19 protein-coding genes are annotated in these 24,587 nt (G+C 67.0%); 12 read left to right on the forward strand and 7 right to left on the reverse strand.

Annotation, left to right across the window (positions count from 1 at the left end; genetic code table 11):
• Window positions 1–132: 132 nt before the first annotated feature.
• From PWS46_RS18085 to PWS46_RS18105, 5 genes are all read right to left on the reverse strand, one after another.
• Window positions 133–1,431, reverse strand: coding sequence for a c-type cytochrome (locus PWS46_RS18085; RefSeq protein WP_434622734.1), 1,299 nt, complete (start codon window positions 1,429–1,431; stop codon window positions 133–135).
• Window positions 1,428–2,006: a (2Fe-2S)-binding protein gene (locus tag PWS46_RS18090; protein WP_434622736.1), complete on the reverse strand. Its 579-nt coding sequence runs from the start codon at window positions 2,004–2,006 to the stop codon at window positions 1,428–1,430. Before PWS46_RS18090 ends, PWS46_RS18085 begins: the two co-directional genes overlap by 4 nt.
• Window positions 2,003–4,825, reverse strand: a complete 2,823-nt coding sequence (locus tag PWS46_RS18095) for a xanthine dehydrogenase family protein molybdopterin-binding subunit (RefSeq protein WP_434622738.1) — start codon at window positions 4,823–4,825, stop codon at window positions 2,003–2,005. The genes PWS46_RS18090 and PWS46_RS18095 overlap by 4 nt, the downstream gene beginning before the upstream one ends.
• Before the next feature lie 131 nt (window positions 4,826–4,956).
• On the reverse strand, window positions 4,957–5,127 hold the full coding sequence (locus tag PWS46_RS18100; protein ID WP_434622740.1) for a hypothetical protein: 171 nt from the start codon (window positions 5,125–5,127) through the stop codon (window positions 4,957–4,959).
• 100 nt (window positions 5,128–5,227) lie between these two features.
• Entirely contained in the window at window positions 5,228–7,063 is a 1,836-nt protein-coding gene (locus tag PWS46_RS18105; protein WP_434622742.1) for an ABC transporter ATP-binding protein, read from the reverse strand.
• 316 nt (window positions 7,064–7,379) lie between these two features.
• Here PWS46_RS18105 and PWS46_RS18110 point away from each other — a divergent pair, with 316 nt between their 5' ends.
• The gene (locus tag PWS46_RS18110) at window positions 7,380–7,637 is read left to right on the forward strand and encodes a hypothetical protein (RefSeq protein WP_434622744.1); all 258 of its coding nucleotides are present in this window, start codon (window positions 7,380–7,382) and stop codon (window positions 7,635–7,637) included.
• Between the two features lie 28 nt (window positions 7,638–7,665).
• On the opposite strand, the gene PWS46_RS18115 is transcribed toward PWS46_RS18110, so the two are convergent.
• Complete coding sequence (locus PWS46_RS18115) at window positions 7,666–8,496, reverse strand: FadR/GntR family transcriptional regulator (protein ID WP_434622746.1); 831 nt, start codon at window positions 8,494–8,496, stop codon at window positions 7,666–7,668.
• A 334-nt stretch (window positions 8,497–8,830) separates the two neighbouring features.
• Here PWS46_RS18115 and PWS46_RS18120 point away from each other — a divergent pair, with 334 nt between their 5' ends.
• From PWS46_RS18120 to PWS46_RS18170, 11 genes are all read left to right on the forward strand, one after another.
• Entirely contained in the window at window positions 8,831–10,048 is a 1,218-nt protein-coding gene (locus PWS46_RS18120; protein WP_434622748.1) for a four-carbon acid sugar kinase family protein, read from the forward strand.
• Complete coding sequence (gene pdxA, locus PWS46_RS18125; protein WP_434622751.1) at window positions 10,045–11,079, forward strand: 4-hydroxythreonine-4-phosphate dehydrogenase PdxA; 1,035 nt, start codon at window positions 10,045–10,047, stop codon at window positions 11,077–11,079. Before PWS46_RS18120 ends, pdxA begins: the two co-directional genes overlap by 4 nt.
• Window positions 11,080–11,091: 12 nt before the next feature.
• On the forward strand, window positions 11,092–12,228 hold the full coding sequence (locus PWS46_RS18130; protein ID WP_434622753.1) for an iron-containing alcohol dehydrogenase: 1,137 nt from the start codon (window positions 11,092–11,094) through the stop codon (window positions 12,226–12,228).
• A 41-nt stretch (window positions 12,229–12,269) separates the two neighbouring features.
• Window positions 12,270–13,169: a dihydrodipicolinate synthase family protein gene (locus tag PWS46_RS18135; RefSeq protein WP_434622756.1), complete on the forward strand. Its 900-nt coding sequence runs from the start codon at window positions 12,270–12,272 to the stop codon at window positions 13,167–13,169.
• Window positions 13,170–13,255: 86 nt separating this feature from the next.
• A complete protein-coding gene (locus PWS46_RS18140) occupies window positions 13,256–14,260 on the forward strand; it encodes a TAXI family TRAP transporter solute-binding subunit (RefSeq protein ID WP_434622758.1) in 1,005 nt (334 codons plus the stop codon).
• Between the two features lie 99 nt (window positions 14,261–14,359).
• Window positions 14,360–16,312, forward strand: a complete 1,953-nt coding sequence (locus tag PWS46_RS18145; protein WP_434622760.1) for a TRAP transporter permease — start codon at window positions 14,360–14,362, stop codon at window positions 16,310–16,312.
• 54 nt (window positions 16,313–16,366) lie between these two features.
• Window positions 16,367–17,548, forward strand: coding sequence for a sialidase family protein (locus PWS46_RS18150; protein WP_434622762.1), 1,182 nt, complete (start codon window positions 16,367–16,369; stop codon window positions 17,546–17,548).
• Window positions 17,549–17,564: 16 nt separating this feature from the next.
• Window positions 17,565–18,323, forward strand: coding sequence for a fumarylacetoacetate hydrolase family protein (locus tag PWS46_RS18155; RefSeq protein WP_434622764.1), 759 nt, complete (start codon window positions 17,565–17,567; stop codon window positions 18,321–18,323).
• Entirely contained in the window at window positions 18,320–19,027 is a 708-nt protein-coding gene (locus tag PWS46_RS18160; protein WP_434622766.1) for an SDR family NAD(P)-dependent oxidoreductase, read from the forward strand. The genes PWS46_RS18155 and PWS46_RS18160 overlap by 4 nt, the downstream gene beginning before the upstream one ends.
• 202 nt (window positions 19,028–19,229) lie before the next feature.
• On the forward strand, window positions 19,230–20,141 hold the full coding sequence (locus PWS46_RS18165; protein WP_434622768.1) for a hypothetical protein: 912 nt from the start codon (window positions 19,230–19,232) through the stop codon (window positions 20,139–20,141).
• Window positions 20,108–22,528, forward strand: coding sequence for an HD domain-containing protein (locus PWS46_RS18170; RefSeq protein WP_434622771.1), 2,421 nt, complete (start codon window positions 20,108–20,110; stop codon window positions 22,526–22,528). Before PWS46_RS18165 ends, PWS46_RS18170 begins: the two co-directional genes overlap by 34 nt.
• Before the next feature lie 232 nt (window positions 22,529–22,760).
• On the opposite strand, the gene glmS is transcribed toward PWS46_RS18170, so the two are convergent.
• Window positions 22,761–24,587, reverse strand: a complete 1,827-nt coding sequence (gene glmS, locus PWS46_RS18175) for a glutamine--fructose-6-phosphate transaminase (isomerizing) (RefSeq protein WP_434622773.1) — start codon at window positions 24,585–24,587, stop codon at window positions 22,761–22,763.

Raw genomic sequence — 24,587 nt, forward strand, 5'->3', positions numbered from 1 at the left:
CCCCCAACCAACCTTTCCTAGAAATCCTTGCACATCAGGCTCTTAGGGCGAAGCCAGCAGGTTGGTCCCCCAACGGTGCCAGCGGCCTGCGCCCTCCCGCAGTTCCTTTTCTTTTCCATCCCGGCCGTGATGTTACCGCTCGGAGACCTCGGCAACCTGTCCGGCGGTTACATCCGGCGGACGACCGCCCCAGGTGGCGCGGAGATAGTTGGCGAGGTCGGCGATCTCGCGGTCGCTCAGCCGGTCCCGGAAAGCAGGCATTTCCTGCATGCGTTCGGACCCCGCCAGCCGCCGCGCCGGGACACCGTCGCGGATGATCTTGATGAGGTTGTGCGGGCTTTCGAACATCGCCGTAGTGTTGGTCGCCAGCGGCACCGACGCGTGCGGGCGCCCTTCGCCTTGCGTGCCGTGGCAACCGGCGCACAGGCCGACATAGGTGTGGCGTCCGGCCTCGACCGATGCCGCCCTCGCGGCCTCGCGGTCACGCCGGCCCGGGGCGGCGGTCAGGGCAGGCGTGGCCGGCGGCGGCGCTCCAGCCAGCAGATAGGACGCGATGGCATCCAGGTCCGCTTCCGTCAGATGGCGGGTGGAGTGCTCCAGCACCGGATACATGCCGAGAGTCGTGCTGCCCTGGCGCGACAGGCCGGTGGAAAGGAAGGACTTCAAATCCGGAGCCGTCCAGCCGCGGGCCGACAATCCCTTGGGCGAGATGTCCGGCGCGAGATCGCCCTCCATCACCTCGCCCCTCAGGTGGCGGCCGGTCTTGGCATAGAGAAGATTGCGCGGGGTGTGACAGTCGCCGCAATGGCCGAGAACATCGACCAGATAGCGCCCGCGCCGCCAATCTTCGGACTTGTCCGCCGCCGCCGGAAGCGTCGTGTCGCCGGGCCGGAACAGCATGTTCCAGAAGGCGATCGCCGGCCGGATGTTGAAGGGAAAGGCCATGTCCGGCTTCCGGTCCGGCCTGTCGATCGGTGGGCGGGTCATCAGATAGGCCCACAGCGCATCGACGTCCGCCCGTTCCATCGCGTGATAGGAGGTATAGGGCATCGCCGGATACAGATGGCCGCCGTCAGGGAGGATACCCCACACCACCGCCCGATAGAGGTCGTCGGCCGTCCAGCCGCCGATCCCGTGGCTGCGCGACGGCGTGATGTTGGTGCCGTAGATCGTGCCGAACGGCGTGGCCATGGCGAAGCCGCCGGCATAGGCCACCCCGTCCTCCGACACATGGCAGGCGGCGCAGTCGGCGGCGCGCGCGACGTAACGCCCGCGATCCACCAGGGCGCGGTGCTCCTCGGCCGTCAGCTTGTCGAAAGCCACAGTGGCCGGCGGAATCGGCCCCGCGCCGGAAAACAGCGCATAGGCCAGCAGCGCCAGGACCACGGCACCGGCAACCAGCCCGCCAAGAATAAGGGCTGCTTTCCTCATGTGCCCTCCTTGCGGCCGGCGCCGGGCGCGTCCTCCACCGTCAGGCCGGGGGTGGCGAGGACCACGTCGCGGATGGCGGAGAGATAGCGGACATAGCCGGTGCAACGGCAGATGTGGCGGTTCATCCCCTCCAGCACCACCTGCTCGACCTGCGATCGCGGGACCGGATTGCGGGCCAGGCGTTCCAGCAGCACCGTCGCCCCGTTGACGAAGCCCGGCGTGCAGTAACTGCACTGGAAGGAGAAATGCTCCAGGAACGCCTGCTGGATCGGCGACAGCGCCTCTACGGTCCCGGACCCGTCCCGCCGCGCGTGCCCTTCGATGGTGCGCACCGTGGCGCCGTCGAGATAGGCCGCCCCGGTGATGCAGCCCGGCACCGCCTCCGATCCGCCGGGGCGGTCGATGATGATCGTGCAGGCGCGGCAAACCCCCTGGCCGCAGCCGTAGCGGGTTCCGGTCAGGTTCAGATATTCCTGCAGGAACTCCAGCATCATCAGGTCTTCCGGAATGTCGAAAGGCCCGACGGCGCTGCCGTTGACCGTCATGCGCACGGTCCTTGTCGCAATGGCGTTCATGCCAGCACCTCCCGGATGCGCTCGGGCGTGAGCGGCAGGTCGTAGAGGCGGTGGCCGATGGCGTGAGCCACCGCGTTGGCGATGGCCGGCACCACCGGGATCATCACAACCTCGGCGATTCCCTTGGGCGGATCGGCGGCGGAAAGCGGCGGCAGCACCTCGCCGGTCTGTTTCCAGACGGCGACGTCGCCCGCCCGGGGCAGGCGGTAGCGGTTGAAGTTCCAGGTGCCGTTGCCGGGACCATCCTCGTAGAGCGGCAACTCCTCGAACAGCGCGTGGCCGATCCCCATGGCGAGCCCGCCCTGCAACTGGCCGGAGACCAGTTCCGGCACGATCATGCTGCCGCATTCCATCCAGGAATGGTGCGACAGCAGTTTGACGGCGCCGGTCCCGCTGTTGACGGACAGTTCCACCAGCGTCGCCAGCGGCGCGTAATAGACGACGCCGGCGTTGTTGCGCTGGACCGGCGGATAGAAGACGCGGGTGCGCGGCTGGAAGGCGTAACCGCCGTCGGTCATCCGCGCCTTGCGCTCCGCCGTCGCTCCGTCACCCCAGCGCAGCGACAGCGCGTCGATCGGCGCCCGCAGCGTCTCCCCGTCGAGGTCGAACTCCGCCTCGGCCCAGGCCCAGCGGTTGAAGCTGTGCACCGTCACCCCGGTGACCAGCCCCAGCGCATGGGCCGTAGCGGCCAAGCGGGCCAACGGCAGCGGCTCCAGCGACTTGCAGCGCAGGACGCCGTCCCGCAGCTCGGCATCCTCGACGCGGATCGCCAGGGGGGCCGCCTGTCCGCCGCCGATCCCCCGGCTCCAGATCGCCAGCGCCGCCTTCCACAGGCCGAGGGTCAAGAGCAGCCGCGCCGCCTCGCGCGTCGCATGGGACAGATAGTAGGAGGAGTTGGAGGCGCTGCGCGGCGAGGTGATCCGCGGCACCCACCGCGGATCGCTGGCGAGGCGGTCCTCCTCTTCCTGGGTGTGGGTGTAGGGCTGGTCGTCCGAGGTGAGCGGCATGCTGGGCCAGTCGATCACCGCGAATTCGGCGTCGTCTGCCGGCCGGCCGAGCCAGTCGGCGACCACCAGCATCTGGGAACTGGTTGATCCGTTGCCGATCTCCGATACGACGTGGCGCAGCAGGATGCGGCCCTGCGGGTCGATCTCGACCTGGGCGATGGCCGCCTCGGCCCCGGTGCCGTAGTCCTTGTGCACACAGGCGAACCCGACGCCGTAATGGTGACCGGGATTGTCGGCCTCATAGGCGCGCTTGCGCTCGTCCCGGCCGGTCCACAGGGGATGGGTCCGGGCGCGCTCCAGCAGTTCATGGGCGCGTATGGTACCGGCGGGAATGGCGCCCTGGGTGTTCTTCATGCCGGCGCGCATCACGTTGCGCAGGCGCAGGTCGATGGCGTCGAGCTTCAGGTCGGCGGCGATCTCGTCGACCAGCATCTCGGTGGTGGTCATCGACTGCAGCGTGCCGTAGCCGCGCATCGATCCGGCCGTCGGCGCGCGCGAGGATCGGGCGGTCACCGCCAGATCGCTTTTGGGGAAATAATAGATCGACTGCAGCGCGGTCGCCGCCACCTGTCCGACCGACGCGCTGAAATTGGCCCAGCCGCCGCCGTCCGCGTCCAGTTCGCTGCGCAGGGTGCGGAATTCCCCGGTCGCGCGGTCGACGGCGATGGTGGTGTCGATCCAGAAGGGATGCCGCTTGATGGCGCTCTGGAAATGCTCCCAGCGGTCGAGCGCCATGCGCACCGGCCGGCCGTCGCCGTAGAGCGCCGCCATGACGACGTAGTAGGGGAAGGAATGATGCTCCTTCTGCCCATAGCCGACGGTGTAGCCGGGATAGAAGCGCAGATCCTTCAGCGCGAAGCCGCTCTTCCCCACCATGTCGATGGCGTGGGTGGCGTTGGTGTAGGGGGATTGCGTGCCGGTGACCAGATGCAGGGTCGCGGTTTCGCGGTCGTACCAGCCGTTGCCGTTGTCGGTCTCCATCGCCGCGGGGTCGACATACTGCGAATGGAATTTCCGCCGGAAGATCGCCCAGTCGGCGGGCGGCGATTGCAGTTCGCGCTCGATCTCCCCCGCGTGGTACATCGCCTCTGCCGAGGGGGAGCCCTGCTGGTTGGCCGTCGGCCAGGTTGTTTCCCTGTTCTGCACCTTGGCCCTGACCGTGGTGTTCTTCATCGGCGAGTAGACGTCTTCGGCAAAAGGCGTCTCGCCGCCGACGCGGACATAGCGCGCCGCGCCATAGGGGTCGCGCCGGACATAGCCGGTCTCGGCCCCCCAGCGGACGGCGTCCTCGTTCCATTTCAGGAGGGCCTTGGCGGCGCGGAACCGGGGATAGTCGCGATAGATCAGAAGGGCGAGCGGCTGTCCCAGAAGCACCGGCGTCCGGCCGCGCGCGAGCAGCAGGTCGCCGTAGAAGTCCGGCTCCGGCATCGTCACGCCGTCGGCGGCCAGCGTCTCCTCCAGCACCAGCCGGTCGGGCTGCAGATGGTCCGGCAGCATCGACAGATCGATCCCCTCGAAAATCCGGTCGGCGCGGGTGGCGCGCAGCAGGAAGCCATGGGCCTGTTCGGCCGGCCATCCCGGCATGTCGCGGGCACGCACGTCGATGGCGAACACCTTGTCGCCGGTCACCTTGGGAATCCCGTCGCGGCGGAAGCGGATGCGACCCTGCGCATCCAGCCAATCGGGCGGCTGGGTGACCGTTCCGGTCTGCATGATCGCCAGGGCGCGGTTGAGCGGCAGAACGGTGGCGCTGACGCCGGCGGCGGCGGCGGCCTGCAGGAAGGCGCGGCGGGACAGCCTGGGTGGACGCATGGTGGCCGTGATCCTCCGGACAATGGGGAAGATGGCCGCGGAGGGCCGGGACTCGCAGGGTCAACTGGCACCCGGAAGATCGGTTCCACCCGGATGGCGTGGATCCCCCTATTGCGCAAAGGGATAAGGGATCATCCCGTCGCGCCCGACCGCGAAGCCGGGCGACGTTCGGGGGCGTAGACCGTCACGGCGCGCGGACGGATGCGGAAGGTGGCGGGGGTGGCGGCGACCGGGTCCGGGGCGATCCCCAGCGCCCGGGCCGGATCAATCGCCGTACCCAGCGGCAGTCCGCTGTTCAGCATGGCAGAGGCGCAGCTGTGAAGCGTTCCGCCGCCGCCGATGACGCAATCGACCTCCGCCGCCCCGCTACGGATCGCCTCGCCACCCGCGCCATCGGCGGGCTCAGCCGGTCGCGCGTTTCGATCCGGTGGTCTGGGCCGCCCAGCGCTGCTGCCAGATCGGCGATCCGCTTCCCGTAAAGGGTTCCATTTCGGGCACCGGCAAGGGACCCGCATGCTCGGCGTCGATCCGGCCGTCGTTGACGCGAAGGATCAGGTCGGCGCGGCGCAGCGTGGACAGGCGGTGCGCGATGATGAAGGTGGTGCGCCCGCGCATCAGCTCCTCGATCGCCTCGGTGATCGCCGTCTCGGTCTGCTTGTCCAGCGCGCTGGTCGGTTCGTCCAGGATGAGGATCGGCGCCTGCTTCAGGAACGCGCGGGCAAGGCAGATGCGTTGGCGCTCGCCGCCCGACAGCATCAGCGCCCGCTCGCCCACATGGCTGTGATAGCCGCGTGGCAGCGCGGCGATGAACTCGTGCGCGTGCGCCCGGCGCGCCGCCTCCTCGATCTCGCTCATGCCGACATCGGGCCGGCCATAGGCGATGTTCTCGGCGATGGTGGTGGAGAACAGCGACGGCTCCTGCTCCATGATGGCGAACTGCCGGCGCAGGTCGCACAGCCGGTACTCGCGCAGATCCACGCCGTCCAGCCGCACCGAACCGAGCGTCGGATCGATGAGGCGCACCAGCATGTTGACCAGCGTGCTCTTGCCGGAGCCCGTGCGCCCGACGACCCCCACGCAGGTTCCCGCCGGAATGTTGAAGGACGCATGGCGCAGCACCTCGGGGCCGCCGGGATAGGAGAACGACACGTCGCGGAACTCCACCGCGCCCTGGGCGCGCCGGAGGGGCAGGGCGCCGGCCTTCTCGGGGATGGAGGGCGGTGCTTCCAGCAGTTCGAAGGCGCGCTCGCCGCAGGCAAAGGCGGCCTGCTGGGCGACGATGTGCTCGGCGATGCCCTTCAGCGGCTCGTAGAGTTGGGCCATGTAGGCAAGCAGCACGACGAGGTCGCCGACGCTGAGGGTGCCGGCCTGGACGCCGCGCACGCTGATGTACAGGATGGCAGCGGTGCCCAGCCCGATGGCGAGCGCCAGCACGATGCGGAAGCCGGCATCGATCACCATCACCGCCATCTTCGCCATGAAGCAGGCGCGCCCCTGTTCGACGAGGCGCTGCACCTCCTGCTCCTCGCGGCAGGTGGTGAGCACGATGCGGCGCGCGCCGAGCACCTCGTAGGCGAGCTGCACGAGCCGGCTTTCCAGCTCGCGCACCTTGTGCCAGCGGTCGCACAAGGGGCGCTGCTTGAGCACGATCAGCACGATCAGCGGCACCGCGGTGCCCAGCGCGACGGCGGCCATGCTGGGATTGATCAGGGCGGTGACCCATACGATCCACAGGACCGAGCCGGCCTTGGTGATCAGCGGGATGACGCCCCAGATGGTCATGGCCTGGAGCGCGGGCGCGTCCTGGCTGACGCGGAAGACCTGGTCGACCACGCCGCGGTCGTCGCCGCGCGAGGGCGACTGGTGCAGCGCGTTGCCCAGCACCTTGCCGCGGAAACCGCGCACCATCTGGTCGGCGATGGTCTCGCGGTAGAGCCACTCGACCACCGTGTGGATGATCGTCACGAGCGCGATCAGAACGCCGGAGATCAGGCACAGCGCGAGCACCGTCTCCTTGTCCCTGACGAAGTCCGGCGGCAGCCACTTGGCCAGCGAGGAGGGGAACGAGGAGTCGCCGAGCACGCTGTCGAGGATGATCTTGATCGGGATCGGCGCAAGAAGCCCGATCGGCGTCGCCAGCAGGCCGAGCACGACGATCGCCACCAGCTGTGGGTACCAAGGACGAGCTTCCTTGAGCGCGCGCCAATAGATGGCGCTCGGCAGCGTCTTCTTCGTCATGGTTTTCTGGTCACGCAAGTTGACGTATGCGCCCAGCGCATCGCTTCTGCGCTACAGGCGTATAGGAACAACTTCGTTCTTCGAACCGAGTTCCATCCATCATCCTTTTGATTATGCGAACACGGGGGAGGGGACAGGGCGCGCCGTGAACCGTGCGCTCGGGGCTTGGCGAAGGCGGAGATGCCTTTGCGGATGTCCTGCATGGCGGCCGGCAGCCCGCGGGTGGTGCCTCACAGTCAAAAAAATGCCGGACTGCCGACGCTGAACCCGATTCAGGGGATCGCACGGCCATATCCACGCTTCATCGGTTTCGGCTTTGCCGGACCGGCTGGTCACCTGGCCGCCCGATCAGGTGCTTTACCAGGACGAGTTCGCCCTGGTGGACTTCCGCCGGCTTCCGGAGTTCGGGTCCGACCATCACCCCCTGCTGGCCGGCCTCTGCCATCTGCCGGCCGCGGCCGAGCGGCAGGAGGCGCCCCAGCTGGCGGAAAACGACATCGCCGAGGCGGAGCGTGCCATCACCGCCGGGCTCACGATGTCGTCCGAAACGGCCGGCTCGCGACAGGCGCAGTGAGGGGCATTCGATGGCCCGGAACCCGCGTCTACAGAGCGAGGTCCAGCATCTTCCCCTCGAAAACTCGGTCGCGGGAGCCTTGCAGGTGGCGGCGCATGACGTTCCGGGCGCGCTCGGCGTCACGGTTGCGGATGGCGTCGAAGATGCCGCGATGCTCGTCCAGAACATCGGACAGACCGTCCTGCGAACTCAGCAGCGAAGCGCCGTGAAACTTCATGCCGATGGCGATGTGGTCCTTCAACGCCTGGAGCGACGACAGGTAATAGTGGTTGTTGGCGGCCTCGGCGATGGCGCAATGGAAGGCGAAGTCGGCATCCTCGCGGTGGCGGTGCAGCTGGGTTGCCGTTTCCATCGCCTCCAGCGCCGCGGAGATGGCGTCCAGCGCCTCCTTGTTCCAGCGCAGAGCGGCGTAATAGGCATAGTCCGGTTCCAGGCTCAGCCGGAACTCGTAGCAGCGCTGGATGTCGGCGATCGTCTCCACCGGCGCATAGCCCAGCACCGGACGCGGCTCCGCGGCTGCCGCGCGCGCCTTGACGAAGCTGCCGGCGCCATGGCGGGAGTAGATCACCCCCTCGTCCCGCAGGCGGCTGAGCGCGCCGCGGATGATCGGCCGCGAGACGAGGAACTGTTCCGCCAGCTCATGCTCGCCGGGAAGGCGCTGGTCGGGCCGGTAGGTTCCCGCGTTGATCTGCATCAGCAGCCCTTGATAGACGCGCTGGACCAGCGGCGTCGAGCGCTGGCGGCTGTCCCGCTGCGAGGGCGACCGTTGCGAAGCTGCGGCAGCGGAATGCCCCGCCCGGTCGTCCGCCTCCAAGTGATGGGAGGAGCCGTCTTCGAGATCGTTGCGTTCAGCCATCATACCATCTCACGCATCTTGCCGTGGATCATGCCTGTGCCGGTTCTGTCGCCATGACGACGGCCACCACGACGGAGGCGGAGCCGCGCACCGCAAACCTCCAAGCTCCGCTCCATTGTCCGGCACATGTAAGGTTTTTGCCAATTATCACGCAGCTTGTAAACATGTTAATTCCAGAAAGCACGGCTATCCGCCGGCGTGCACTGCACAACATAACAACTTATTGACAACCTCGCAGCGCTGTGATGTGGTGGGTCATCGTCGAGGGCGGAGGGAGCGCCCGGCGGCAGTCCATCGTCCCGATGCCGGCCGCCGTCCAGAAGAACGGGGAACACCCATGGACAGCATGATTCCGAATGACGGCCCGGCGGAAGGTGCCGGGAGGCCGGTTCAGACGGCGGTCCGGCCGCGTGTCCAGCTCCATCCCCATCTGATCGCCGACGACCTCACCGGCGCGCTCGACACCGCAGCGCAATTCGCGTCCGGCGAACCGATTCCCGTCCATTGGCGCAGCCCGCCCGACATGGCGACGAAGGCCGGCGACGACATGGCCGGCATCGCCCTGGACAGCGGCACGCGCGAGCTGTCGCCGGCCGAGGCGCACCGGCGGGTCGCGGCACTGGCGGCCAAGCTGCCGCGCCATCGCGGCGCACTCTACTATGCGAAGCTCGACAGCCTGCTGCGCGGCAACACCGGTGCGGAAATCGCCGCCTGGCTGTCGGTCATGGCGCCGGCGCACTGCATCGTAGCCCCGGCATTCCCCTATCAGGGCCGCATCACCCGCGACGGGGTCCAGCTTGTCCGGCAAAAGGACGGGCCAGGATGGTCGCCGGCCGCCGGCGACCTTCGAACCGAGCTGACGGGGCAGGGACTGCGGGTCCGGTTCTGCTCGCCCGGCGATCCGGTCCCCTGCGGCGTCAGCGTCTGGGATGCGGAGACCGACGCCGATCTCGACGCCATCGCAGCCGCCGGCCTTGCGCTGGACGGTCCCGTCCTGTGGTGCGGCAGCAGCGGTCTGGCCGGCGCCATCGCCCGTCAGGCGGGTGTCCGGGACGGCGGCCCGATCCATCTGCCGGGGCCGATCCTGGGACTGTTCGGGACCAACCATCCGGCGATGGTGGCGCAGCTGTACGCCTGCGCGCAGCATGTACTGACCATTCCCGACGGCGGCGCGACGAGCGTCGCAGCGCTTTCGCGGCGGCTGGACGAGCGTGGGGTTGCGCTCGCCACGCTCGCCCTGCCGGACGGGCTGTCCCGTGCCGAGGCCGCGCACCGCATCGAACAGGAGTTCGCACGGCTGGTCCGCCGGCTCGATCCGCCCGGCACCCTGGTGGTCGCCGGCGGAGAGACCCTGCGCGGCCTGTGCCTGGCGCTGGAGGCCGACCGGCTGGACCTCGACGGCCAGATCTGGCCGGGGGTTCCCCGCTCGATCCTGCGCGGCGGACGCTTCGACGGGGTCCGCGTCGTTTCCAAATCGGGCGCTTTCGGCGACCCGGCACTGCTGCGCCGGCTGGTCGCGCCGGGTGCGCCGCTTCATCAGGGAGAACAAGCATGACACCGCATCTGGCCATCACCATGGGCGATCCGGCCGGCGTCGGTCCGGAGATCATCGTGAAGGCCTGCGCGCGTCTGAAGGACCGGCTGGACGACGGGTCGCTGCGCCTGCTGGTCATCGGCAGCAACCCGGCGCTGCACGCGGCGCGCGCCGCGCTGGGCAGCGACCTCGACTTTCCCGAAGTGACCGACGTCGCCGGCGACTGGCCGGCGCTGGCCTGCCTGCAGGCGGGGCCGGAGGGCGAGCCGATCCGCCCCGGAGTCCTCTCGGTCGACGGCGGCCGCTTCGCCTATCTGGCGGTGGAGCGCGCGGTGCGGCTGGCCGAGGACGGGCGCATCCACGGCATCGTCACCGCGCCTTTGAACAAGGAGGCGATGAACAAGGCCGGCTATCACTTCGCCGGCCACACCGACCTGCTGGCCGAACTGACCGGCGCGCGTGGTTCGGTGATGATGCTGGCCCACGGCAACATGCGGGTCAGCCACGTCACCACCCACATCGCGCTGGAGGACGTGCCGAAGAAGCTGACGCCGGAACGGCTGCGCTACGTCATCGACCGCACCGAGGAGACGCTGGCCGGGCTGGGGCTGCCGCGCCGCCGCATCGCCATCGCCGCGCTGAACCCGCATGCCGGCGAGGGCGGGCTGTTCGGGCGCCAGGACATCGAGGTGACGGAGCCGGTGATCGCGCAATGCGTCGCCGACGGGCTGGACGTGGTCGGGCCGGTGCCGGGCGACACCATCTTCGTGAAGCTGCGCGCCGGCCAGTACGACGCCGTGGTCGCCATGTACCACGACCAGGGGCACATCCCGGTGAAGCTGTTGGGCTTCAACGTCAATCCGGAAACCGGGACCTGGGACGCGCTGAGCGGCGTCAACATCACGCTCGGCCTGCCGATCATCCGCACCTCCGTCGACCATGGCACCGCCTTCGACATCGCCGGCAAGGGCATCGCCAACGAGCTGAGCCTGATCGAGGCCATCGACTACGCCGAGAAGCTGGCCGCCGCCCGCGTGCGCACGGCAGCCTGAGGATCCGAGACAATGAGCAACATCGACCTGACCACGCCCATCGAACTGCTGCGGCCGCCGCGCGTCGTCTTCGGCGCCGGCACGGCGGCCGAGGCCGGCCGCTGGGTAAGCGAGCGCGGCTTCACCCGCGTTCTGGTGGTCGCCGACGCCTTCAACGCCGCGCGGGTGGAACTGCTCGGGCTGGGCGGCGGCGTCACGATCTTCGCCGACATCAAGCCGGAACCCGACGTGCCCAACCTGGAGGCCCTGCTCGCCGTCGCCGAGCAGGCGGAGCCGCAGGTGGTGATCGGCTTCGGGGGCGGCAGCGCCATGGATCTGGCCAAGCTGGCCGCAGTGCTGCCCGGCAGCGGCCAGACCATCCACGAGGTGGTCGGCCCGGAAAAGGTCGCGGCCAAGCGCGCCGCCCTGGTGCAGGTGCCGACCACTGCCGGCACCGGCAGCGAGGTCGGCACCCGCGCGCTGGTCACCGACCCGGCGACCATGAACAAGCTGGCGGTCCAGAGCGTCCATACGCTGGCCGACATCGCGGTGATCGACCCCGACCTGACGCTGAGCGTGCCGTCCGCCGTCACCGCCGCCACCGGTGTCGATGCGCTGGCCCATTGCGTGGAGGCCTACACCAACCGCAAGGCCCATCCGCTGATCGACCTCTATGCGCTGGAAGGCATCCGGCTGGTCGGCCGCTTCCTGCCGCGCGCCATCGCCGACGGCGGCGACCGCGAGGCGCGGGCCGGCCTGTCGCTCGCCTCCTTCTACGGCGGCGTCTGCCTTGGGCCGGTCAACACGGCGGGCGGCCATGCCGTGGCCTATCCGCTGGGCACCCGCCACCACATTGCCCATGGCGCGGCCAACGCGCTGATCTTCCCGCATGTACTGGCCTTCAACGCGCCTGCCGCGCCGGAAAAGACCGCCGCCGTGCTGGAGGCGCTGGGGCTGCCGCCGTCGAGCGACCCGGCCGCCGTGCTGGAGGCCGCCCATGGCTGGTGCCTGCGGCTGGGCTGCACCATGCGGCTGTCGGAGTTCGGCGTGCCCGAAAGCGACCTGCCGCGCATGGCCGAGGAGGCGCACGCCATCCGCCGGCTGCTCGACAACAACCCGCGCGACCTCGGCCGCGAGGATATCCTGGCGATCTACCGCGCCGCCGCCTGACGGCGCGGCACCCTCAACGTCCGGTCAAAGGCGACACCTTCATGAGCACCACCAGCAAGATCGGCGGCCCCTTCGTCGCCATCGTCACCCCCTTCGACGGCGACGAGCGCGTCGAATTCGCAGCGCTGCGGCGGCAGGTGAAACGTCAGGCGTCGGCCGGCAACGGCGTCTTCTGCGCCGGCACCAACGGCGAGTTCTACGCCCTGTCCTTCGACGAGAAGCTGGCGGTGGCGGAGACCTGCGTCGAGGCGGCCGACGGCCGGGTGCCGGTGCTTGCCCATATCGGCGAGATCTCCACCCACCAGACCATCGCGCTGGGCAAGACCATACAGGGTCTGGGCGTCAAGGCGGTGTCGGCCATCACGCCGTCTTTCATCGCCTGTTCGCAGACCGAGCTGGTGGAGCATTACCGCCGTGTCGCCGACGCGCTGACCGTTCCGGTCTATCTCTACAACATCCCCGCCCGCACCGGGAACACGCTGGACCCGGAGACCGCGCGCATCCTGGCCGATCACCCGAACATCATCGGCATCAAGGACAGCGCCGGGTCGCAGGAAAGCCTGGACGCCTTCCTGGCCATCGCGCGCGAGCGTGACGATTTCGACGTGCTGGTCGGCCCGGATTCCCTTGTGCTGCATGGGCTGCGCAACGGCGCCGCCGGCTGCATCTCCGGCCTCGGCAACATCGCGCCGGCCACGCTGAACGCCATCCACGCCGCCTTCGTCGCCGGCGACGACGCCACCGCCGACGCCCGCCAGACCCATTTCAGCACGCTGCGCAAGGATCTGTACGCGCTGGGTTTCCCGCCCGCGATGGTCAAGCGCGCTCTGCGCAGCGCAATGCCGGAGGTCGGCGCCAGCCGCCTTCCCGTCTGCATCTCCGCGGACGTCGACAGCCGGATCGCCGCGATCGCGGCCGAGTATGTCGAACTCCGGGACTGAGCCGTCATAACGACGATCAACTCCGACCATCAACACAGACAATCAACACAAGGGGGGCAATACCCCCGTGCCAGTGAGGAAAGACCATGAAGAAGACCAGTCTCGTCGCTGCGTTGCTGGCCGGTGGCCTCGCCATCGGCACGGCGGGCGCCACGCTCGCCGCTGAAACCGTCAAGATCGCCGCGCAGGAGCCGGGCGGCAGCTTCTATTCCTACGGTGCGACCTTCGCCAAGCTGATCGACGACAACAAGGCCGCCGGCCTGACCGCCGAGATCGTTCCGCGCGGCGGCGCCTTCGCCAACCCCAGCTCGGTCGACCGCAATCTGGCCCAGTTCGGCTTCACCTCGTCCAACGCCGCCGCCTGGGCGGCCAGCGGCCTGGAGGAGGTCTATAAGGGCAAGAAGGCGGAGAACCTGCGCACCGTCACCGGCGCCATGCAGTCCGCCTACACCATGGTGATCGCGCGCAAGGCCTATGTGGACTCGACCGGCCTGAAGTCGCTGGAAGCGATGCTGAAGTCGCCGAACCCGCCGCGCATCGGCCTGAAGCCGACCGGCAGCCAGGTTCCGGTCATCGCCGACATGATGTTCCAGTCGGTGGCCGGCGTCACGCTCGCCGAGCTGCGCTCCAAGGGCATCGTCACCCAGGCGGCGCCGGGCCAGCTGACCGGCATGCTGTCGGACAACCGGCTGGACGTCTATATCGAGAACGCGCCGGCCGGCACCGCCACCGTGACCGAGATGACGCTGACCAACGACATGGTCTTCGTCCCCATCGCCGACAAGACGCTGACGGATCTGGCCAAGGCCGGGCTGCCGACCGGCACCATGCCGAAAAACACCTTCCGCGGCCAGGACGAGGATTACCGCAACCCGGTCAGCGCCACGGTGCTGGTCACCAACAAGGACGTTTCGGAAAAGACCGTCTACAACGTCCTGAAGACGCTGATCGACAGCAAGTCCTACATCGGGGAGCAGCACGCCGCCCTGAAGGCGTGGGATCCCGCCGCCGGCTGCCAGCCGGAAAATGCGGTTCTGCCGCTGCATCCGGGCGCCGAGAAGCTGTGCAAGGAACTCGGCTACCTCAAGTAAGGGACCCTTCCTGAGGCGCCGGCCGCTGGCCGTCCGGCGCCCAGTCCCACCGCGGACGGAGCGGTCACGATCACGCCTTCTCGCCCCGTGAGCATCACGATGACCACATACGACAAATTCCACCGCCTGATCCTGGCCGTGCTGTCCCTGTCCTATTTCGCCTTCCTGGTGAAGCAGTTCTATTGGCCGGATCCGCCGATGCTCGCCGCCCCCGTCCATGTCTTCATGGCGATGGCGGTCACCACCCTGCTGATTCCCTTCAAATTCACGTCGCCGGTGCCGCGCTTCATCGGCCGCGTCGTGGAAATGGCGATGGTGGCCGCCTGTCTGGCCATCGCCGTTCATTACGTCCTCGACCTCGACCGCATGCAGACGCGGCTTCCCTACATCGACGAGGTGTTCACGATCGACAAGATCGTGTTCGTCGTCGGCACGCTGGCGCTGTTGGAAGGCGTGCGCCGCTGCGTCGGCTGGAGCCTGCTGGGCATGATCCTGGCCTTCCTGGCCTATGGCGCCTTCGGCAATCTGGTGCCGGCGCCGCTGGGCTTCTCCGGCTTCGATCTGGAACAGCTCACCGACATGATGTCGATGAACACCGACGGGCTGTTCGGCGTCACCGCGACGACCTCGATCAACTTCGTCTTCTACTTCATCATGTTCGGCGCGATCTTCGCCTCCACCGGCGGCGGCCAGCTGTTCATCGACATCGCGATGATGGCGGCCGGCCGCATGGTCGGCGGTGCCGCCAAGGCGGCGCTGATCGGGTCGGCGCTGTTCGGCACCATTTCCGGCTCCGCCGTGTCCAACGTCGCCGCCGTCGGCGTGCTGACCATCCCGCTGATGCGCCGCGCCGGCTACACCCCGGAACAGGCCGCCGCCACCGAGGCCATCGGTTCGACCGGCGGCCAGCTGATGCCGCCGGTGATGGGCATCGCCGCCTTCGTCATGGCCGACATCCTCGGCGTGCCCTACACCCGCATCGCGCTGGCCGGCGTCATCCCGGCGCTGGCCTTCTACGGCGCGCTGTTCCTGATCGTCGATCTGCGCGCCCGCAAGTCCGGCGTCGGCACCATCGCCTTCGACGCCTCGACCATCGCGCCGCTGATGCCGCGCCTGCACCTGCTGATCGGCCCGCTGCTGATGCTGGGCATGCTGTTCGCCGGCTTCTCCGCCCCCTTCGCCGCCTTCTATTCGTCCATTGTCGCGCTGATCGTGCCGGTCCTGCGCAAGGAGACGCGCTACGACCTGCGCCAGCTCTACGAGATCGCGCTGGACGTGCCCAAGCAGATGGCGCTGCTGTCGATCCCGCTCTGCACCATCGGCATCATCATGGCGGTCGCCACCCAGTCCAACCTGGCGCTGAAGTTCGTCACCGGCCTGACCGTGCTGGGCGGCGGCAGCCTCTATCTGTCGCTGATCCTGATCGTCATCGGCTGTCTGGTGATGGGCATGGGCCTGCCGACGGTCGCCGCCTACATCATCGGTTCGGTGATGTTCGTGCCGGCGCTGGTCGATCTCGGCGTCGACCGCCTCGCCGCCAACTTCTTCGTCATGTTCTTCTGCGTGCTGTCGATGGTGACGCCGCCGGTGGCGCTCGCCTCCTTCGCCGCGGCCGGCATGGCAAAGGCCAACACGATGAAGACCGGCATGCTGGCCAGCGGCCTGGGCGCGGTGAGCTTCCTCATCCCCTTCGGCTTCGTCAGCGATCCGATCATCCTGTGGAACGGCCCGCTGCCGTCGATCCTGATCGCCGCCTTCGGCATGATGTGCGCCATCACCGCCTGGGCGATGTTCATCCAGGGCTGGATGCGCCAGACCCTGAGCTGGCCGGAGCGGCTGATCTGTCTGGTGATCTGCGTCGGCATCGTGCTGCTGAAGAGCCTCGACCCGCTGTGGTTCGCGCTGCTCGGCGCCTTCTTCCTGATGATGGGCTGGTGCTTCCTGCTGCGGCCGAAATTCTTCGCCGACGCGCCCAAGGTCGCGGCCCCGCCGCCGGCGATGACGGCGGAGGAGCTGATGGCCCAGGCACCGAAAGTGGCGCACGCCGAATAACTCCCAACCTCGCGGGCGCCGCCGGCCGGCGCCCGCAGACCATTGGAATTGAAGATGACCGACCACGCGACGCATCCCGACATGCCGCATGACGGCGTGCTGCGCCCCCTCCCGCTCGGCCCCGGTGCTGCGACCCTGGCGCTGATCCCGTCGCCCTGCGTACAGAACCACGCGGCCAATCTGCTGGAGCTGCCGAACGGCGACATGGCCTGCGTCTGGTTCGGCGGCACGCAGGAGGGGATTCCCGACATCTCGGTCTGGTTCTCCCGCCTGCCGCGCGGCGGCGACGCCTGGACCGACGCGGTGAAGCTGTCCGACGATCCGACCCGGTCGGAACAGAATCCGGTGCTGTTCCTCGCCCCCGACGGCAAGCTGTGGCTGCTGTGGACCGCCCAGATCAACGGGCGTCAGGACACCTCCATCGTCCGCTGCCGCATCTCTGAGGATAACGGCAAGAGCTGGGGACCGATCGAAACGCTGATCGGGACGCCCGGCACCTTCATCCGCCAGCCGGTCATCGTCGCCGATGATGGGACGTGGCTGCTTCCGGTGTTCCTCTGCCGCACCGAGCCGGGGATCGCCTGGGTCGGCGACGACGATATCTCCGCCGTCGAGATCAGCCACGACCAGGGCCGCAGCTGGACGCGGGCCGAGGTGCCGTCGAGCCTCGGCGCCGTCCATATGAACATCGTGCCGCTCGGCGGGGCGGAGATGGTCGCGGTCTACCGCTCGCGCTGGGCCGACCATGTCCGCCTGTCGCGTTCGCAGGACGGCGGCCTGAGCTGGACCGCGCCGGAGGACACCGCGCTTCCCAACAACAATTCGTCGGTCCAGGCGATCCGGCTGGCCGACGGCCGTCTCGCCATGGTCCACAACTGGTCGAGCCGCCTCGACGCCACCGAGCGCCGCCTGTCGCTCTATGACGAGATCGAGGATCCGGAGGCCGGAACCACCCGGGAAGCCGCGCCGGTCGACGACCGCCCGACCGCCTTCTGGGGGGCGCCGCGCGCGCCGATGACCCTGTCGGTTTCCGATGACGGCGGACGCAGCTGGCGTCGCGCGCTCGACATCGAGGAGGGCGACGGCTTCTGCCTGTCGAACAACTCGCGCGAGGCCAAGAACCGCGAGCTGTCCTATCCGTCGATCCGGCAGGCGTCGGACGGCCGCATCCATGTCGCCTACACCTGGTTCCGCAAGGCGATCAAGCACGTCTCCTTCACCCCGGACATCCTCTGACAGCGCGGTGCCCAACATGCCCGATGGCGAAAAGATCCGGCGCCTCGCCGGGCTTCTCCTCGAAGCCCGCGCGGCGGCGGCCCCGCTCGCGGCCCTCCCCGACGACCTCGCCTCCATCGACGCCGCCGGGGCCGACGCCGTCCAGCTGCTGTGCGCCGACCGGCTGGGTCCGATCGGCGGCTACAAGGTGCTGCAGGTCGCCGACCGCGACGGCAGCATCGGATTCATCCCGGCATCGGCCATCGAAAGGTCGCCGGCGATGCTGGACGCGGCCGGGTGGCGGCTGAAGATCGAGATCGAGATCGCCTTCCGCATCGGCCGGGATCTGCCCGGCCGCGCCGACGGTGCGCCCTATTCGGTCGAAGAGGTGAGGGCGGCCGTCAGCGGAGCCTTCGCCGCCTTCGAGATCCTCGGCTCGCGCCTGCCGCCGAACCCGCCGGCGCCCGCCGCCCGCGCCGACGCCATGAGCAACCACGGCCTCGTCGTCGGTCCCGAGCTCGGCGACTGGCAGGGGGCGGTCCGCGCCGATGTGACGGCCACCCTCGCCATTTCCGGCCGGGTCGTGGTGTCGGCGACCGGTGGGCACCCGTCGGTCGATCCGTTCCATTCGGTCCCCTGGCTGGCCAATGCCCTCGTCCGCCTCGGCAGGCCCCTGGTCGCCGGGCAGGTGGTGACGACCGGCGCCTTCGGCGGCAGCCATCCCATTGCACCGGGCGACGAGGCCGTCGGCGAGATCGCCGGATTTGAACCAATCTCCATCAGGCTGGCACCATGAGCACCGGAAATACACACCAGGGCGGCGCCCCCACCTGCCTCGTCACCGGCATCAGCTCCGGCATCGGGGAGGCGATCGGCCGGACGCTCCTCGACGCCGGCTGGCGGGTGATCGGTCTCAGCCGCACGCCGCCGGTGACCGCGCGGGAGCGTCTGACCCATGTCGCCGTCGATCTGTCCGACGCCGGCGCGCTCGACCGTGCGCTGGCGACCATCGGCCCGGTCGACGCGCTGGTCCATGCCGCAGGCATCCTCCGGGTCGGGCGGATCGGTGAACAGAAACGCGAAGACGGCGCCGCCATGTGGCGGCTCCATGTCGAGGCCGCGACCCAGCTCGTCGAGCATGTCGCACCGCGCCTGCCGGACGGCGGACGCATCGTCCTGCTCGGCAGCCGCACGGCGGCCGGTTCGGCGGGGCGGGGCCAATATGCCGCGACCAAGGCAGCGCTGACCGGTTTGGCGCGGTCCTGGGCGATCGAACTCGCCCCCCGGCGGATCACGGTGAACGTCATCGCGCCGGGCGCGACCGAGACGCCGATGCTCAGGGACCCCAGCCGGTCATCGGTCGCGCCACGACTGCCGCCGATGGGCCGCTTCGTCGATCCGGCGGAAATCGCGGCACTGGCCCTGTTCCTGCTTTCGCCGGGCGCGGCCAGCCTGACCGGCCAGCAGATCGTCGTGTGCGGCGGTGCGTCGCTGGTGTGACGCGGGCGTCTGGTCGGACATCGATCATGGGCGGCGGTGATCGATTTTCCGGATTCGGGACCAGAGCGACGGTCTCGCCGGACGGAAGCCTTGCAAAGCCGCAAATCTTTCCGGGAAATCATTTCCGATCTTCGCCCTTGTCGGTGGTATCGGCGCCCTGCCGCCTGCTATAGATTGATTTTCTGCGACAGCCCTCCCGCCGATGACGCCCGACCGTACGAACGCCGCGCTCACGATCCTCGATTATTGGCAGGCCATCGAAGCGCTGTCTCCCGCGGCTCCGCCGAAGAACGACCGCAGGGATCACGCCTGGACGGCGGCGGACGAGACGACGCTGCCATGGCATGAACGGATGCGTGCCACCTATGCCGAAACGCGCGACCGGCGGTGGCGCTTCCAGGTCCATATCGGCCTGTTCGAGATGGAGAAGGTGGTCGAGGAACTGCGCGAACGGCTAGGCGTGGACGATGACGAGGAACGTCCGCGCGGTCGCGAGGCGTCAATGGTCTGCCTTTGCGTCACCGCCGACGGCCACCCCTTCGGCGTGCCCGCCGTATCGGCGGTGCCGTGGGCGATGAACGAGATCGCCGAGGCCAAGGGAGAGTTGCGTTTCGGCGATTTCGGCGCGGTGGAGGAGCGGATTGCGACGCGCATCACCGATTATCTCGCCGAACGTGAAATCCTGGAGTCGGAGGGGGAGGGGACCAATCCATCGGGCGATGCGCCTGCGCTGACGTTGGCCGATTGCGACGCGATCGAACCCGATCTAATGAACAGCTTTTTCCTGCGTGATCTGGGGCGTGTGTCCGCCGCCGTCGGACGTGGCGACCATGCCTCGGGTTTGGCCGGCTACCTGCTCGGCCATGACGGCGGTGTCCGATGGTTGATGTGTGTTGCGCTGGGCTATAATCTGAAAACCCTTTGCCACTTTAAGACTGCATCATGGCCGCGCTCCCGCCGTTTCCCGATAGTCCGTTGTGGATCGCTTCCCTCAAGGAGCGTCCGAATGATCCGCAATCCGACGCACGGCGACTATTGCGTGAAGCCTTCCTCGGAATGCGGGCAAAGGCGGCCGTTCTCGTGGCCCAGATTCCGGGAGACATCCCTGGCCTGACCGTTCACGACGTCAGCCATCTTGATGCCCTTTGGAGCATGGCATCGATGATCGCCGGCGAGGATTACCTCAACCCGAAGAATTTTACCCCGGCGGAGGCGTTCGTGTTGGGTGGGGCGATCCTGCTGCACGACGCCGCGATGAGCCTCGCCGCCTATCCCAATGGCATGGAGGGCTTGCGCCTGACCGACCAGTGGCGGGACATGATGGCGCGTCTGAAGGCCGATGGCGTGGCTGAGGCGGAGATCGATAAGCAGGCCCTGCCAGCCGTGCTGCGGGTGCGGCACGCCATCCAGGCCCAGGCCATCGCTACCGCTGGATGGAAAGCTGAGGGGGGCGACGAATATCTGATCGACGACGGGGAGTTGCGCGAATTCTACGGCGAGATCATCGGCCAGATCGCGCACAGCCATTGGTGGCCGGTGTCGCGCTTGGAAGGTGAATTGGGGGAGCCGTTGAACGCCGCGCGCCGCCTGCCCGATGACTGGACGGTCGATCCGGTCAAGGTCGCCGGTCTGCTGCGGGTGGCCGACGCTGCCCATCTCAGTTCCGACCGCGCTCCCCGTTTCCTGATGGCGATCACCCGTCCCACCGGTGAATCGGCCCGCCATTGGACGTTCCAAACAAAGCTGGCCCAGCCGCGTGTCAAAAGCGACCGGCTGACCTACACATCCAGCGGAGCCGGCTTCACTCTGGAACATGCCGACGCTTGGTGGCTGTGTCACGAAAGCCTGAGCATGGTTCAGGAGGAACTGCGCGCCGTCGATATCCTGTTGGCCGACACCAACCGCCCGCGTCTTCAGGCGAGGGAGGTGGAGGGGGCGGGATCCCCCGAACGGCTGGCCAAGCTGGTCCGGGTCAAGGGGTGGCAGCCGGTGGACGCGCGGGTGACGATTTCCGACGTTCCGGCGCTGGTCCGCACCCTGGGCGGGGCGCAGCTTTATGGTGACGATCCGACCGTCCCTTTGCGCGAGTTGATGCAGAACGCCTGCGACGCGATCCGCGCCCGGCGCATATTGCAGAAAAAGCCCGAGAGTTGGGGCACCATCACCGTGCGCTTCGATGAGACCGCCGAGGGAACCTGGCTGGAGGTGCTGGATGACGGCATCGGTATGTCGCCTCGCGTGATGACGGGGCCGCTGTTGGACTTCGGAAAATCGTTCTGGCGCAGTTCAATGGCTGCGGAGGAGTTCCCTGGTCTGGCAGCGGCCGGGATGGAAGCGACTGGTCGTTTTGGGATCGGCTTCTATTCCGTGTTCATGTTGGGTGACCGGGTGACGGTGACGTCGCGGCGCTACGATGCAGGGTTCGACCAAGCCCGGACGCTGGAATTTCGTGGCGGTGTCGAAATGCGGCCCATCCTGCGTGCACCGACCGAGAGTGAGCGTATGGAGGAGCCTGGAACAAGGGTTCGGGTGTTGTTGGCTAAGAGGCCTGACGAACAAGGAGGGATTTTGTGTTGCGCAAAATCCTGGGGAGGAAGTGAAATAGCTGATCCTGCAACTCTACTTGCTTACCTCGCGCCAGCCATCGACGCAAATCTTAATTTTTCTAAAGATGGCCTCACCAATGTTTGTGTAAGAGCTAATGATTGGATAACTCTAGATGGCGATAAGCTTTTGGAGCGAATTTTTTCCAAATCTCGGAAGCCTTTGTCGCATGAACGCAAAGCGCTGGAGCAATGTGCGAAAAGTTTAAGGCTTTTAACCGATGACCGGGGTAAAATATACGGTCGTGGCTGTGTATCAGTCGATCGGTCGTTCGGTATAGTTGCTGTTGGAGGATATTACGCTGAACAGGTATCGGGTATTTCAGGGATTTTTCTTGGTGCAACCGACATGGCAACACGTAATGTTGCTAATTTATTGACTCCTGCAGATATTCTCTCTCGTTGGTCTAGCGAACAAGCAAATATTATTTCAAGCCTTCTTCAAGAAGATCCAGATGAGAATCCGGTGGGGATTATCGCAGGATGTGGTGGGGATATAAGTGGTCTTAAGTTTATAAAAAACCGAGGCGTAAATTTAAATAAAGAGCAATTTATAGAAGAGATTAAAGGGTTGGACAAAATTTACTTATGTGACGATGGAGATTTATCTTACGATTCTGACGCTGACGACGTGATAGAGCGTGAATTTGAAAGCGGATTTATAGCGAATACGGACGCATTTTTTATTTACCGCCGAAAGTCTCCGCGATATGGGTCTATTTTTACAGGGCGCTCAGTCTATTCTTACAATAGCCCATGCCCATTTAAAGAACTTTTTATGAAAGCGCTTAAAGAAGTGTGGAAAGATTTCCAAGTTGAGGATGACTTTGAATGCATAGGAAGCGTGGATGATATAGAAATTCGAAGATATGCGGCCGTTTACTCAAGGTTGAGATGAGATACACAGGGCATCTATAGAGTACAAGCTGTTAAGCACAAGTATCCTCAGCGCTGTCTTTGCTGCTTTGAGTGAAATCCTCAACTTTTGTTTCCCTCCCCCAATTGGGGGAGGGCGTTGAGAGCCTGTTTGAGATTGCGGCAAACCGACGACATGCATCGGCATATATCGCGATTCAATCGCTACATATTGTGTTCCTAACCAATTCTCAAACAGGCTCTGCCTCACTAAGCTACTCCACCGTCACGCTCTTCGCCAGGTTCCGCGGCTGGTCCACGTCGGTCCCCTTCAGCACCGCCGTGTGATAGGCCAGCAGTTGCACCGGGATGGCATACAGCAGTGGCGCCACCAGCGGGTCGCAGGCCGGCAATTCCACCGACCAGCGGACCTTGTCCTTCAGCTTGTCGATGCCCTTCTTGTCGGCCAGCAGCAGCACCTTGCCGGAGCGGGCGCAGACCTCCTGCACGTTCGACACCACCTTCTCGAACAGGGCGTCGGACGGCACCAGCACGATCACCGGCACATTGTCGTCGATCAACGCGATGGGGCCGTGCTTCAGCTCGCCAGCGGCGTAGCCCTCGGCGTGGATGTAGCTGATTTCCTTCAGCTTCAGCGCGCCTTCCAGGGCCAGCGGGTACATGGCGCCGCGGCCGAGATAGAGCACGTCGCGGGCCTCCGACACCTCCTGCGCCAGCTCCTTCAGCCGCTCGTCATGGGCCAACACGTCGGCGGCGCGGGCCGGGACCTCGCGCAGGGCGTGGGCAATCTGCTGCATCCGCTCCTGGTCGATTGCGCCGCGGGCGCGGCCGACGGTGACGGCAAGGCAGGCCAGCGTGGTCAGCTGGGTGGTGAAGGCCTTGGTCGAGGCGACGCCGATCTCCGGCCCCGCCATGGTGTAGAGCACGGCGTCGGATTCACGCGCGATGGTGCTTTCCGGGGCATTGACGATCGACAGGATCTTCTGGCCCTGGCGCTTGCAGTAACGCAGCGCTTCCAGCGTATCCAGCGTCTCGCCCGACTGCGAGATGAACAGCGCGATGCCGCCCGGCGGCAGCGGCGCCTCGCGATAGCGGAACTCAGAGGCGATGTCGACCTCGACCGGGATGCGGGCCAGCGTCTCGAACCAGTATTTCGCGACGAAGCCGGCATAATAGGCGGTGCCGCAGGCGACGATGGTCAGCTTGCTGGCGCCGGCCAGATCGAAGGGGAAGTCCGGCAGCGAGAACTCACCGGTTTCCGGGTTGATGTAGGCGTTCAGCGTGTCGCCGATGACCTGCGGCTGCTCGTAGATTTCCTTGAGCATATAGTGCCGGTAGCCGTCCTTGCCGATCAGCGCGCCCGACACCGCCGTGGTCTTCACCGGCCGCTCCACCACCGTGTCGGTGGCGTCGTGGACGATGGCGGCGGTGCGGCTGACCTCGACCCAGTCGCCGTCCTCCAGATAGCAGATGCGGTTGGTCAGCGGCGCCAGCGCGAAGGCGTCGGAAGCCAGATACATCTCGCCGTCGCCATAGCCGACGGCCAGCGGCGTGCCGTGGCGGGCGCCGATCATCAGCTCATGCTCGCCGGCGAAGATCAGCACCAGGGCGAAAGCGCCGGTGAAGCGCTTGAAGGCGGCGGCCGACGCCTGGACCGGCGTCAAGCCGTGCTGGTCCAGGTAATAGGTGACGAGGTGGACGATCACCTCGGTGTCGGTGGCGCTTTCGAAGACGTAGCCGTGGCCGGTCAGCTCGTCCTTCAGCTCCTGGTAATTCTCGATGATGCCGTTGTGGACGACGGCGACGCGCTTGGTGGCGTGCGGGTGGGCGTTGTTCTCCGTCGGCCCGCCATGGGTCGCCCAGCGGGTGTGGCCGATGCCGACGGTGCCGGACAGCGGCTGGTCGCGCAGCCTCATGTCCAGATTGCTCAGCTTTCCCTCGGCGCGGCGGCGCTCGATGTGCCCGTTCACCAGGGTGGCGACGCCCGCGCTGTCATAGCCGCGGTATTCCAGCCGGCGCAGGCCTTCCACCAGCCGGGGGGACGCGTCGTGAATGCCGTTGATGCCGATGATGCCGCACAT

Origin of the sequence: Azospirillum sp. B2RO_4 (assembly GCF_051124815.1) — a bacterium.
Lineage (GTDB): Bacteria > Pseudomonadota > Alphaproteobacteria > Azospirillales > Azospirillaceae > Azospirillum.